The organism is Massilia sp. PWRC2 (genome assembly GCF_049896725.1).
Taxonomy (GTDB): Bacteria; Pseudomonadota; Gammaproteobacteria; order Burkholderiales; family Burkholderiaceae_D; genus JAFCUW01.
Map to the genome: position 1 here is coordinate 73,627 of NZ_JAFCUW010000005.1, position 13,140 is coordinate 86,766.

The 13,140-nt window shown below is 59.3% G+C and carries 15 protein-coding genes; all 15 read left to right on the forward strand.

The features are described from left to right. Positions 1-514 precede the first annotated feature (514 nt). The 15 genes from flhD to ACP7BZ_RS11630 all read left to right on the forward strand — a co-directional run bounded on the left by flhD (position 515) and on the right by ACP7BZ_RS11630 (position 13,122). A complete protein-coding gene (gene flhD, locus ACP7BZ_RS11560; protein ID WP_426113210.1) occupies positions 515-832 on the forward strand; it encodes a flagellar transcriptional regulator FlhD in 318 nt (105 codons plus the stop codon). 73 nt (positions 833-905) lie between these two features. Then, positions 906-1,469: a flagellar transcriptional regulator FlhC gene (gene flhC / locus ACP7BZ_RS11565; RefSeq protein WP_426113212.1), complete on the forward strand. Its 564-nt coding sequence runs from the start codon at positions 906-908 to the stop codon at positions 1,467-1,469. Between the two features lie 56 nt (positions 1,470-1,525). Further along, positions 1,526-2,290 carry a class I SAM-dependent methyltransferase gene (locus tag ACP7BZ_RS11570; protein ID WP_426113214.1) on the forward strand — a complete coding sequence of 255 codons (765 nt, stop codon included), beginning with the start codon at positions 1,526-1,528 and terminating at the stop codon, positions 2,288-2,290. A 192-nt stretch (positions 2,291-2,482) separates the two neighbouring features. Next, entirely contained in the window at positions 2,483-3,343 is an 861-nt protein-coding gene (motA, locus tag ACP7BZ_RS11575) for a flagellar motor stator protein MotA (RefSeq protein WP_426113216.1), read from the forward strand. Between the two features lie 45 nt (positions 3,344-3,388). Then, positions 3,389-4,342, forward strand: coding sequence for a flagellar motor protein MotB (gene motB / locus ACP7BZ_RS11580; protein WP_426113218.1), 954 nt, complete (start codon positions 3,389-3,391; stop codon positions 4,340-4,342). Then, positions 4,339-4,887: a chemotaxis protein gene (locus ACP7BZ_RS11585; protein WP_426113220.1), complete on the forward strand. Its 549-nt coding sequence runs from the start codon at positions 4,339-4,341 to the stop codon at positions 4,885-4,887. The genes motB and ACP7BZ_RS11585 overlap by 4 nt, the downstream gene beginning before the upstream one ends. Positions 4,888-4,974: 87 nt before the next feature. Then, complete coding sequence (locus ACP7BZ_RS11590) at positions 4,975-5,340, forward strand: response regulator (RefSeq protein WP_426113222.1); 366 nt, start codon at positions 4,975-4,977, stop codon at positions 5,338-5,340. Between the two features lie 37 nt (positions 5,341-5,377). Continuing rightward, the gene (gene cheA / locus ACP7BZ_RS11595; protein ID WP_426113224.1) at positions 5,378-7,537 is read left to right on the forward strand and encodes a chemotaxis protein CheA; all 2,160 of its coding nucleotides are present in this window, start codon (positions 5,378-5,380) and stop codon (positions 7,535-7,537) included. Positions 7,538-7,569: 32 nt separating this feature from the next. Then, entirely contained in the window at positions 7,570-8,070 is a 501-nt protein-coding gene (locus ACP7BZ_RS11600; RefSeq protein ID WP_426113226.1) for a chemotaxis protein CheW, read from the forward strand. 45 nt (positions 8,071-8,115) lie between these two features. Then, complete coding sequence (locus ACP7BZ_RS11605; RefSeq protein ID WP_426113228.1) at positions 8,116-8,961, forward strand: CheR family methyltransferase; 846 nt, start codon at positions 8,116-8,118, stop codon at positions 8,959-8,961. A 20-nt stretch (positions 8,962-8,981) separates the two neighbouring features. Then, positions 8,982-9,584, forward strand: coding sequence for a chemoreceptor glutamine deamidase CheD (gene cheD / locus ACP7BZ_RS11610; RefSeq protein ID WP_426113230.1), 603 nt, complete (start codon positions 8,982-8,984; stop codon positions 9,582-9,584). Between the two features lie 43 nt (positions 9,585-9,627). Next, positions 9,628-10,692: a protein-glutamate methylesterase/protein-glutamine glutaminase gene (locus ACP7BZ_RS11615; RefSeq protein WP_426113232.1), complete on the forward strand. Its 1,065-nt coding sequence runs from the start codon at positions 9,628-9,630 to the stop codon at positions 10,690-10,692. A gap of 125 nt (positions 10,693-10,817) precedes the next feature. Next, a complete protein-coding gene (gene cheY / locus ACP7BZ_RS11620) occupies positions 10,818-11,207 on the forward strand; it encodes a chemotaxis response regulator CheY (protein ID WP_426113234.1) in 390 nt (129 codons plus the stop codon). Positions 11,208-11,217: 10 nt separating this feature from the next. Beyond that, positions 11,218-11,868 (forward strand): protein phosphatase CheZ, encoded by a 651-nt coding sequence (gene cheZ, locus ACP7BZ_RS11625; protein ID WP_426113236.1) that lies wholly within the window; start codon positions 11,218-11,220, stop codon positions 11,866-11,868. 42 nt (positions 11,869-11,910) lie between these two features. Beyond that, positions 11,911-13,122 carry an EAL and HDOD domain-containing protein gene (locus ACP7BZ_RS11630; RefSeq protein ID WP_426113238.1) on the forward strand — a complete coding sequence of 404 codons (1,212 nt, stop codon included), beginning with the start codon at positions 11,911-11,913 and terminating at the stop codon, positions 13,120-13,122. Positions 13,123-13,140: the final 18 nt, after the last annotated feature.

Below are 13,140 nucleotides of genomic sequence, written 5' to 3' on the forward strand. Positions count from 1 at the left end.
CGACAGGCTGGCAGTGTAGCAAAGATGTCCAGACAAGCAAGGGATGGCCAGGGAGCGAAAAAAACAAAATAAATCCGAAAAGACCCTCAAGTTCTGCCGCGCGCGGACGTTACCGGATCAGACAAAGGGAAATAGACCTGAAGCCGGTCTTGAAAAAATTTCAAAAAAACAAGACAGGCGGGACGTGAAAAATAATTCGATCTTTTTCAAATATTTTCTCGTTTCACCCTAAAGTTTCCAAAAAGTTTGACGTAACAGGTACAAGACGCAAGATTAGAGCCGTCAGGCGGACCGCAGCATGGCAGTCAGCAGCATCCCATCTTCCGCCCCGTCTCATAGGGGCGCGACCCAGAGCGAGCAGTGTTTGTAAGACAAACACTGACGGCGCTCGCTCGGCATTGGCTGACGCAAAATACAGTCCCCCACCTATTCCGCAAAAGTTGCCGCACGGTCAGAATGTATCTCACTGGCAATGCGAAACAAAGCCAGCTTTCAACGGACCTGGAGATGGAAAATGACTGCAAATGACATGATGGCGGAAATTCGTGACGCGAACCTCAGCTACCTGATGCTGGCCCAGCAGATGATCCGCGCCGACAAGGTCACGGCAATTTTCCGTCTCGGCATCTCGGTCGACATCGCCGAGCTGATCGAAGGCATGAGCAATGCGCAAATCCTCAAGCTTGCCGGCGGCAACATGATGCTGGCCCGCTTTCGATTTGACGACAGCGCCATCCTCTCCATGCTGACCAACTACAACAAAGACCGCAGCCTGGCCCAGTCCCACGCCGCCATCCTGATGGCCGGCCAGGCGGTCGAAGAAATCGCCTGACGTTGTTGCTGTTGCTGTTGCTGTAGTGTAGTTGCCCGTCCCAAGCATCCGATCCGCACCAAAGGTATCTATCATGAGCAAGAAAAGCGTCGTCACGGAAGCCCAGGAAATCCAGCTGGCCATCGAACTGATCAAACTCGGTGCCCGTCTGCAATTGCTGGAAACTGAAGTGTCGCTGTCGCGCGAACGCCTGCTCAAGCTGTACAAAGAACTCAAGGGCATGTCGCCCCCCAAAGGCATGTTGCCATTTTCGACAGACTGGTTTCTCACCTGGCAGCCGAACATCCATGCTTCGCTGTTCATCAATATACACAAATTTCTCGTCGATAACGCCGGCGCCACTGGCATCGAAGCGGTGATGAAAGCCTACAAGTTGTACCTCGAACAAATGCCACCGGCTCCCGGTGAAGAGCCCCTGCTGTCGCTGACGCGGGCCTGGACCCTGGTGCGCTTTTTCCAGAGCAATATGTTGACCGTCGCCCCTTGCTCATGCTGCCAGGGCAAGTTCGTGGTCAACGGCCTCGACCTCAACCACGGTTATCAGTGCGGCCTGTGCCATATGCCTTCGCGCGCCGGCAAGACCCGCAAGGTCAAGGACGCCGCCGTGGCTGCCGCTGCCGCCTTGCTGGCAGCCTGAGGCTGGCAGTAAAATGCGGGTGTGATTACCCTACATAATGTCTGCAAGGGCAGGGCGTGAGTCCTGCCCTTTTGCGTATCTGCAAGGCGCCGGCGGTGACGGCGTTGCTGATCCAGCTCGCTTGCCTGCCGGCCAGTTACGTCGCCCTGCGCCTGCTGCTGGGGGCCGGGGTCGACATCGATTACGCTGGCGCCGCCCTGCTGCAGGGCGTGCTGGCGGCCGCCTGCGCCCGGTGGCGCCGGCTGGCGCGCTGGTGGCTGGCGATCGAGTTGCTGTTTCCACTGGCGCTGCTGGGCACACTGGGCCTGCAACTGCCGCCGTCGCTGTTTTTCGTCCTGTTCATGCTGTTCGTACTGGTGTTCTGGTCCACCTTTCGCACCCAGGTGCCGTACTACCCGTCCGGCCTGCGCGCCTGGAATGCGGTGGCGGCGCTGCTGCCAGTGCAGCCGCTGCGCTTTATCGACATTGGCAGCGGCCTCGGCGGCCTGGTGCTGGCGCTGGCCGCGCGCCGGCCCGACAGCACGTTTTGCGGCATCGAACTGGCGCCACTGCCATGGCTGGCCAGCCGTTTGCGCACGCTTCGGCAATCCAATGCCTGCTTCCTGCGCGGTGACTACGAGAGCCTCGATTTTGCCCAGTTCGATGTGGTGTTCGCCTATCTGTCGCCGGCAGTGATGACGGCGCTCTATCACAAGGCCAGCGCAGAAATGCGGCCGGGCAGCTTGTTGCTCAGTTATGAATTTTGTATTGATATAAAGCCACCAAGCTTGACCATTCAGCCACAAGGCGGCGGGCCGCTCCTTTATGGGTGGCACTTTTAGGCCACACCATAGGAGAAATGGGTGGTTTTTGCTTGCCCCATAAGGAAACACCAGTTATTGTAGTTCCGTAAGACAATATTTAGATGGGCGCGAAGGCGAAGCCGACGCGCCCTTGCCATTCTTGGTGCCATTGTTGCCATATAAATACGCCGATATCGTCCTGTCGCGCGCGCATTTTGGGAGTACCCGCTCTTGTTAGTGATCATCGGATATATCGTCGTTTGTGGTAGCGTCTTTGGCGGGTTTGCCATGGCCGGCGGCCACCTGGCCGCCTTGTGGCAGCCGCTCGAAGTGCTGATGATTTTCGGCGGCGCCATTGGCGCCTTCTTCGTTGGCAACAACGCGAAGTCGATCAAGGCCACCCTGGCTGCACTGCCCAGCCTGTTCAAGGGCTCGCGCCATACCAAAGAGCTGTACATGGAAATGATGTCGCTGCTGTTCGACGTTCTCTCCAAGGTGCGCAAGGAAGGCTTGATGTCGATCGAGGGCGACATCGAAAAACCGGAAGAAAGCCCGGTGTTTTCCAAGTACCCAGGGGTGCTGTCGGACCACCATATCGTCGAATTCATGACCGATTATTTGCGCCTGATGGTGTCCGGCAACATGGATGCTTTCCAGATTGAAAATCTGATGGACAACGAGATCGAAACCCACCACCACGAAGGCGCCGTGCCGGCCCACTGCATCGCCAAGCTCGGCGATGGCTTGCCAGCGTTCGGTATTGTTGCCGCCGTGATGGGCGTGGTGCACACCATGGAATCGGTCGGCATGCCGCCTTCCGAGCTGGGGATGTTGATCGCCCACGCGCTGGTCGGTACCTTCCTCGGTATCTTGCTGGCCTATGGTTTCGTCGGTCCATTGTCCGGTCTGCTTGAACAGAAACTGGAAGAGTCGACCAAGATGTTTCAGTGTGTCAAAGTCACGCTGCTGGCCAGCCTGAACGGCTACGCCCCTGCGCTGGCCGTCGAGTTCGGCCGCAAGGTGCTGTACTCGACCGAGCGGCCGACCTTTGCCGAGCTGGAAGAACACATCAAGAAAGCAAAGTCCAAATAACCATGGCTGCACCGAACTTACACGCGCTGCAGCAGGAGCCGGCCCATGGCTGATGAGGGCTTGCGGCCGATTATCGTCAAGCGCATCAAGAAAACGGCGGCCGGCCACCACGGCGGCGCCTGGAAGATCGCGTATGCCGACTTCGTGACGGCAATGATGGCGTTTTTCTTGTTGATGTGGCTGCTGGGTTCGACCGCCAAGGGCGACCTCAACGGCATCTCCGAATTTTTCAAGACGCCCCTGAAAGTGGCGATGGCCGGCGGCTCCGGCTCGGGTGACAGTTCTTCCATCGTGCAGGGCGGCGGCAAGGATCTGACCGCGCGCAGCGGCCAGGCCAAGCGCGGCGACACGCCGTCACCGAAAAAATCGTATGACCTGAAAGCTGCGCGCGAAGCGCTGGCCAAGGAAGAGGCGGCGCGCCTGGGGGCCTTGAAGGCCAAGCTTGAAGCGATCATCGATGCCAGCCCGGTGCTGAAGAAATACAAGAACCAGCTGCTGCTCGACATCACCAGCGAAGGCTTGCGCATCCAGATGGTTGACGAGCTCAATCGTCCCATGTTCAACCTGGCCAAGGCCGACCTGCAGCCTTACACGCGCGAGATCTTGCATGTGATCGGCATGGTGCTCAACGACGTCCCAAACAAAATCGGCCTGTCCGGCCACACCGACTCGACGCCGTATATGAGCGACACCGGTTATAGCAACTGGGAACTGTCGTCGGAGCGGGCCAACGCTTCGCGGCGCGAGCTGATCATCGGCGGCATGGATGAGAAGAAAATCTTGCGGGTCGTGGGACTCGCATCGGCTGCAAATCTGGACCGCAAGGACCCGTTCAATCCGATCAACCGTCGCATCAGCATTATTGTGATGAATAAAAAAACCGAAGACATGATCATGCGCGACAATGCTTCGCAAACGATCGCCGATCCGGCCGCGGCCGATGATGCGCCAGCGCCTGCTGCGGCGGCGACCCGTTCCACCCCGGGAGGAGTCAAATGAGCCGCAAAAAAATTCTCGGATCGCATATGAAGCGCCTGCTGTCCGGGGTGTCTGACCATGGCGGCAAGCATTTGTCGGAAGTGGAAATGGACCTGGTGCAAACCGGCCGCCTGCTTGAAGAAGCGGTCGACCGGCTGACCCAGAGTTTTATGGCGATTCACCAGGCCGTCGATGCGCAGCAACACAGTGTCGACCGCTTGCTGGCTGGCTTGCCGCTGTCGCCCGAAGAAACCACGCGGCTGGGCGACATGGCCGGCGAGATTGGCGAACACGTCAATGCCGCCATCACCAGCATGCAATTCCAGGACATGACCAGTCAGCTGATCGACCGCACCCTCAAGCGGGTGACTGGCTTGCAAGCCTTTCTTGGCACCATCGGCGCGCACGGCGATGGTATTGCCGCCGAGTCGGGCAGCGAGGAGGTGGTCGATTTGCTGGGCAAGGTCAGCATGGCGCTGGCGATCCAGTCGCTCGAACTGAAAAGTGCCTTGCGCAAATCAGTCAACCAGCAGCATCTCGACAGCGGTGACGTCGAGCTTTTTTGACAGCCGATTTTTGAATGACCTCGCTACCCTGTTTCACTAATTTTCACGCATTTTTTACTCACTAACCAAGCATTCCCAGGAGCACACATGGCCAAAACAATTCTCGCAGTCGACGACTCCAGCTCCTTGCGCCAAATGGTCGCATTCAGCCTGAAGGCGGCCGGCTACCAGGTGGTCGAGGCAGTTGATGGCCAGGACGGTTTCGACAAGGCCAAACTGCAGGCAGTCGACCTGGTGCTGACCGACCAGAACATGCCGCGCATGGACGGTCTGGCGCTGATCAAGCTGCTGCGTGGCTTGCCCGCATACCAGAAGACGCCGATCCTGATGCTCACCACCGAGTCGTCCGATGAAATGAAGGCCAAGGGCCGGGCGGCGGGCGCCAACGGCTGGCTGGTCAAACCGTTCGATCCGCAGCGCCTGATCGAAGTGGTCAAAAAAGTCATCGGTTAAACACGGTGGAAAACGGAGTCTTACCCGGAGTTTTACCATGAGCATCGACATCAGCCAGTTCTTCAAGGTCTTCTTCGACGAAGCCGAGGAACTGCTGGCCGAAATGGAAAAATTATTGCTGGCCGTCGACGTCGCCGATCCGGACGCCGAAGACCTCAATGCAATCTTTCGAACTGCCCACTCGATCAAGGGCGGCGCGTCCACGTTCGGCCTGAACGATATGTCCGAGGTGACCCACATCCTCGAATCCCTGCTTGACCGCATTCGGCGCGGCGAGATGCATGTGACCAGTGTGCACGTCGATGCCTTCCTGGCGGCCAAGGACATCCTCAAGATGCAGCTTGACGGCCACCGCAATGGCGCCGCCGTCGACCAGGATGCCGTTGCCAACGTCCGCATGATGTTGCAGGAGCTGTCGGTCGACGCCGTGCCGATGGTCAGCGCGCCCGCTCCGGCCTTTGTGCAGACCGAGGTCAAGGCGCCGATCGCGGTTGGTGGACGGCGCTTCAAGATCGAGTTGCCGAAGGTGGAGCAGCAAGACGTCAATGCCCTCGCAGCCGAACTGGGCCTGCTGGGACGCATCACCGTCACCCCGCTCGACGCCGAGCGCCACGCGCTGATCTTAACGACCCACGAGAGTCTGGAAGACATCGTCGCCATCTGCTCGTTCGTGCTCAACCCGGACGACCTGCGCATTTTCGAAGCACCGGCCTTGACGGCTGAACAGCGTGCCATCGAAGACGCGGCGCGCGCCGCCATCGAAGCCGAACTCGGTTATGGCTTTTTCGATCCCATCGAGCCCGACGACGAGGTGGTGCAAGAGATCGAACAGTCCGACGACGAACGCGGTTACGGTTTTTTCCAGCCGATCGAACAGATCCGTGCTGCCGCCGCCAGCGTCGCCACCGGCCAGGTGTCGCACGTGGCGACGGTCGCCGAGCCTGCCGAAGGGGCGGGCGACAAGAAAGCTGCCAAGAAAGATGAGAAGCCGGCCGCCGGCCACGACGCCGGTTCGATCCGCGTGTCGATTGAAAAGGTCGATCAATTGATCAACCTGATCGGCGAACTGGTGATCACCCAGGCCATGATCGAGCAGCGCAGCGATGGCCTCGATCCGATGGCGCACCAGCGCCTGCTCGATTCGATCAGTCACCTGACGCGCAATACCCGCGATTTGCAGGAAGCGGTGATGTCGATCCGCATGATGCCGATGGACTTCGTGTTCTCGCGCTTTCCACGCATGGTGCGCGACCTCGCTGCCAAGCTGGGCAAGAAAGTCGATTTCATCACGAACGGCGCTGCGACCGAACTGGACAAGGGTCTGATCGAGCGCATCGTCGATCCGCTCACCCACCTGGTGCGCAACAGCATCGATCACGGCATCGAAATGCCAGCCACCCGGATTGCCGCCGGCAAGACCGAGACGGGCCGCCTGTTCCTGTCGGCCGCCCACCAGGGTGGCAACATCATCATCGAAGTGGCCGACGATGGCGGCGGCTTGAACCGCGAGCGCATCCTCGAAAAAGCCCGTCAGAACGGCTTGCAGGTGGCCGACAGCATGACCGACCCGGAAGTATGGCAACTGATTTTCGCACCCGGTTTTTCGACCGCGGAAACGGTCACCGATGTGTCCGGCCGCGGGGTGGGCATGGATGTCGTCAAGCGCAATATCACGGCGATGGGCGGCACCGTCGAGATCCGCTCGGCGCGCGGTTTCGGCACCACCATCTCGATTTCCCTGCCGCTGACCCTGGCCATTCTCGATGGCATGTCGATCCGCTGCGGTGACGAGGTGTATATCCTGCCGCTGGGCTTTGTAATCGAATCGCTGCAACCGCCAATGGACGATATCAAGGACATCGCCAACCGCGGCACCGTGGTCAAGGTGCGCGGTGAGTACCTGCCGCTGGTGTCGCTGTACCAGTTGTTCGATATCGTGCCCCGTTACACCCAGCCGTCCGATGGCATCATCGTGATCCTCGAAGCGGACGGCAAAAAGGCTGCGCTGTTCATCGATGAACTGGTGGGCCAGCAACAGGTGGTGGTGAAAAATCTCGAATCGAATTATCGCAAGGTCAGTGGTATTTCCGGCGCCACCATTCTCGGTGACGGCGGCGTCTCGCTCATTCTTGATGTGCCAGCATTGATGCGTCATGCGCGCCAGCAGTCCGATGAGGCACTGTTGCCGTCGCTGTAATCGAATAAAAAAATAATTGAAGGAAGCAAGCCATGTCGATGACATCCCATTCCCCCCAGGCCGCCGAAGGCGACGGCAGTGAATTTCTCGCCTTTACCCTCGGCTCCGAAGAGTACGGCATCGACATTCACAAGGTGCAGGAAATCCGCGGCTACGAGGCGGTCACCCGCATCGCCAATGCGCCCGACTTCATCAAGGGCGTGATCAACCTGCGCGGCATCATCATCCCGGTGGTGGACATGCGCATCAAGTTCAAGCTGGGCCAGCCGGTGTACGACCAGTTCACCGTCGTCATCATTCTGAACATCAATGGCCGGGTGATGGGCATGGTGGTCGACAGCGTCTCCGACGTGACGACCCTGGCGGCCGAGCAAATCCGGCCGGCACCGGAAATGGGCAGCGGCGTTGCGTCCTTCAATTCCGAGTTCCTGATGGGCCTGGGCATCGTCGATGAGCGTATGCTGATCCTGATCGATATCGATCGCCTGATGTCGTCCGCTGAAATGGGTCTGACGGAAAAAATTGCGGCGTAACTGCCGCTGCAGCCGGTATTATCCGCGCCATCAAGAAAGTCTCGTGTGACCAATAAAGCGGATTCGAATAAGGAATTTAATTTCACCAAGAGTGATTTTGAACGCGTGCGCACGCTCATTTATCAGCGCGCCGGTATTTCGCTGGCCGAGAGCAAGCAGGAAATGGTGTACAGCCGCATTGCGCGGCGCCTGCGGGCCACTGGCCTGACCTCGTTTTCCGACTACCTGAACGACCTCGAGGCGGGCCGCATGGGTGACGAATGGGAAGCCTTCGTCAACGCCCTGACCACCAATCTGACCTCGTTTTTCCGCGAATCGCACCATTTTCCCCTGCTGGCCGAGCACGTGCGCGACTTGACTGGTCCCATCACCATCTGGTGTTCGGCCAGTTCCACTGGTGAAGAACCGTACTCGATCGCCATGACGGTGTGCGAGGCGTTCAACAGCCTCACCCCGCCCGTGCACATCATCGCCACCGACATCGATACCAATGTGCTGGCGACCGCCGAGCAGGGCGTGTATGGCCTCGACCGCATCGACAAGATGTCGCCCGAGCGCATCAAGCGCTTCTTCTTGCGCGGCAAGGGTGGCCAGGAGGGCATGGTGCGCGTGCGTCCCGAACTGCGCAAGCTGGTCAGCTTCAAGCCCCTCAACTTGCTGGCCGACGGCTGGCCCCTGCAGGGGCAGTTCGACGTGATCTTTTGCCGCAACGTGATGATTTATTTTGACAAGGCGACCCAGCGTAAAATCCTGGCGCGCTTCGTTCCGCTGATGAAACCGCATGCGCTGCTGTTCGCCGGCCATTCGGAGAATTTCCTGTACGTCTCCGACGCGCTCAAACTGCGTGGCAAGACGGTGTACGAACTTGAAGCAGGCCGGGCAGCGAGATAAGGCTGCCGGAACAGGACATCATGGAATCAAAAGACCATTTCGCCAACAACGTCTATTACGACCGCACCTTCAATCTCGATGCGGCCAAGATTTTGCCTGGCGAGTACTATCACACCGGCAAGGACATGCTGATCGTTACCGTGCTCGGTTCATGCGTGTCGGCCTGCATCCGTGACCGCGTCAGCGGCGTTGGTGGCATGAACCATTTCATGTTGCCCGACGGTGGCTCCGATCCGAACAGCCCGGTATCGGCGTCGATGCGCTATGGCACCTACGCGATGGAAGTGCTGATCAATGAATTGCTCAAGGCGGGCGCGCGGCGCGAAAATCTGGAAGCGAAAGTGTTCGGCGGCGGCGCCGTGCTCAAGGGCTTTACAGCGATCAATGTTGGCGAGCGCAATGCCGCCTTCGTCATCAGTTATTTAAAGATGGAAAAAATCCGCGTGCTGGCGGAAGACCTCAACGACATTTACCCCCGCAAGGTGTATTTTTTTCCCCGCACTGGTAAAGTGCTGGTCAAAAAACTGATGCAGACGCATAACGATACCCTGGTGCAGCGTGAACGCGATTACGCCAGCCGCCTCAAGGTGGCGCCGGTTGGTGGCGAAATTGATTTGTTCTGATTGAGTGAAGTAACAACGAAAAGACCAACAGGGGCCTGCAACAATGACAATCAAGGTATTGATCGTGGACGATTCGGCGCTGATCCGCAGCGTCATGAGTGAAATCATCTCGAGCCAGCCCGACATGGAAGTGGTGGGCGTGGCGCCCGATCCGCTGGTGGCGCGCGAGCTGATCAAACAGACCAATCCCGACGTCCTCACGCTCGACGTCGAGATGCCGAAAATGGACGGTCTCGATTTCCTCGAAAAGCTCATGCGCCTGCGCCCGATGCCGGTGGTGATGGTGTCGTCGCTGACCGAACGGGGCTCGGAAATCACCATGCGCGCGCTGGAACTGGGCGCCGTCGATTTCGTCACCAAGCCAAAAATTTCCATCCAGAGTGGCATGCGCGAGTACGCCGATCTGATCGCCGATAAAATCCGCGCCGCTTCGCGCGCGCGCGTCAAGGCGCGCACCATCGGCGCTGTCAAGCCGGGCGAGGCGCTGCCGGCGCTGCGCAATCCCCTGATGTCATCGGAAAAACTGATTATCATCGGCGCCTCCACCGGCGGCACCGAAGCGATCCGCGAATTTTTGCAGTGCATGCCCTCCGATTGTCCCGGCATCCTGATCGCCCAGCATATGCCGGAGGGATTTACGACGTCGTTCGCCAAGCGCCTCGATTCGCTCAGCAAGATCTCGGTGCGCGAAGCGGCCGGTGACGAGCGCGTGCTGCCCGGTCACGCCTACATCGCTCCCGGCCACTCGCACCTGACGCTGGTGCGGTCGGGCGCCAATTACATGACCCGGCTGGACCAGAACGAACCGGTCAACCGCCACCGTCCCTCGGTCGATGTGCTGTTCAAATCGGCGGCCCTGGCGGCCGGCAAAAACGCGGTCGGCGTGATTTTGACCGGCATGGGCAAAGATGGCGCCATGGGAATGCTACAAATGAAGATGGCGGGGGCTTATAATTTCGCCCAGGATGAAGCTTCGTGCGTGGTATTCGGCATGCCGCGCGAAGCAATTGCTGTCGGCGCTGTCAACGAAGTTGCTCCTTTGAGTGAATTGCCTGCCAAAGTACTTAATTATCTATCAACGCAAAGCGGTCGAGCGTTGCGCGTGTAAGCGAATACTTGCCATTACGCGCGGCTTTTATCGCCGTGTGGCAACAAAAATGCTATCCTTAATGCTACTTCTCGTTGAGCAGAAGTGTGTCAATAACCAATGTAAAAGAATCAACGGAGTAATTCATGGCAGATCCAAAAATGCGTTTTTTAGTTGTTGACGATTTCTCGACGATGCGTCGCATCGTTCGGAACTTGTTGAAGGAACTGGGATACGCCAACGTTGACGAAGCCGAAGATGGCGTGATGGCGCTGGCCAAGCTGCGCAGCGACACCTTCGATTTCGTCGTGTCGGACTGGAACATGCCGAACATGGATGGACTGACCATGCTGCAACAGATCCGCGCCGATCCCGCCCTGGCCAAGCTGCCGGTGCTGATGGTGACCGCCGAAGCCAAGAAAGAAAACATCATTGCCGCGGCGCAGGCCGGCGCCAATGGGTATGTCGTCAAGCCGTTCACCGCAGCGACCCTGGACGAAAAGCTCAACAAGATTTTCGAAAAACTGGGTAAATAAGGGAGTTCGTATGGTTGAGCAGGATAGTTCCGGCGGCGTGGCGGCGGCAGCGCCGGACAGCAACCTCGAAGTACTCAGCCGCATCGGCCACATGACGCGGGCGTTGCACGACAGCCTGCGTGGCCTCGGCCTCGACAAGCTGATCGAGAAAGCCGCCAGCGACATTCCCGATGCGCGCGATCGCCTCGATTACGTGGCGCGCTTGTCCGAACAGGCGGCGCAAAAAGTATTGAATGCCACCGATGAAGCCAATCCTTTGCAGGACAGCATAGATCGCTCGGCGCACGAGTTGTCCGACGCCTGGCAGGCGGCACTCGCACTGCCTGAGGGCGACGCCGACTGGCGCGCGCTGGCCGAGCACACCATGGCCGAACTGGCTGTTTCGCGCGCTGCTGCTGGCGCCACCAAGGGCTATCTGATGGACATCATGATGGCCCAGGATTTCCAGGATTTGACGGGGCAGGTGATTGGCAAGGTTACCAATATCGCCCAGAACCTGGAAAAGCAGCTGGTGCAAATGCTGGTTGATTTCGCCCCGGCCGACATCAAGCGCGAATTCGACAGCAGCCTGCTCAATGGCCCGCAAATCAACCCTAACGCCGTCGACATTGTTGCCAACCAGGGCCAGGTCGACGACTTGCTCGACAGCTTAGGCTTCTAAGAAAAGACGCTGCGCGTTGTGCCGCACCCCTGAAGCGAAGACATGCATCAAACAAATTTTATCGTTCGTGAGCCGCTGCTCGATCCCAAGCAACGGGTGATCGGTTACGAGCTGGCGTGGCAAGACCACGACACCCAACCCGCCGATGCGGCGGCGCTCGAGGCGCTGGTCGGTTTCGTTGCCGAGCACGTCAATGACAGCGAGCGCGGCTGGCTGTTGCGCGACAAGCTGCTGTTTCTCGACGCCGTTCCGGCCATGCTGTCGACCGATGCGCTGTACAACATGCCGCCCGATCGCACCGTGCTCACGCTCAAGGCGGCCGATCTGGCCGACCCGAATACGCTGGCGGCCGTGCGCGGCCTGCGCGCCGGTGGCGTCGGCATCTGCCTGCGTGGCGGCGACCTGCAGCAGCTGGGGCCCCAGTTGGGCACGATGGCGTCGTTTGTCGAAGTGCGCTTTACCGGCACCGAGGTGGCTGCGCAAGCCCGTTCGTATGCCTCGCTGAAACAGTCGGCGGTGCGCATGGTGGGCCGTCCGGTGGGCACCTGGAGCGATTTCGACGCCTGCGCCGCCCTGGGCCTGGACGCTTTTGTCGGCAAGCTGCACTTGACGCCACGGCCGGGCACTGCCGTCAAGGGCATGAACCCGGCCCAGCAAATCATCTTGCAGCTGATGCAGATGGTGCAGAGAAATGAGGACTTGCCAAAAATCGAGCAGGTCCTCAAGCGCGACCCGGCGCTGTCGTACAAATTGCTGCGTTTTATTAATTCGGCCGGTTTCGGTGCAGGCCGCGATATCCAGTCGCTCAAACAGGCCATCAGCCTGCTCGGCTACACGCCACTGTATCGCTGGCTGGTGCTGTTGCTGGCCACGGCCAGCGCCAGCGGCTATTCGCCCGTGTTGATGGAAACGGCAGTGGTGCGTGGCCGCCTGGCCGAATTGCTGGGCGCCAGCCTGGGCCGGGGCGAGGGTGAGAACCTGTTCGTCGCTGGCATGTTCTCGCTGCTCGACCGCCTGCTCGGCCTGCCGATGAAAGAAGTGCTCGACACCATTCAGCTGCCCGACGACGTCGTCCGCGCACTGCTCACGCGCGGTGGCAAGTACGGTCCCTATCTGGCGCTGGCCGAAGCCTGCGAATTAAATTCGAACCTGGTGGCCTCGCTGGCCCGCAGTGTGAACCTGAGTCCGCTTGAGGTCAACAAGGCGCACCTGTCAGCGCTGGCGTGGGCGCAGAGCGTGTCGACGGAACAGTAGCCGCGTCAGTCCGGGGCG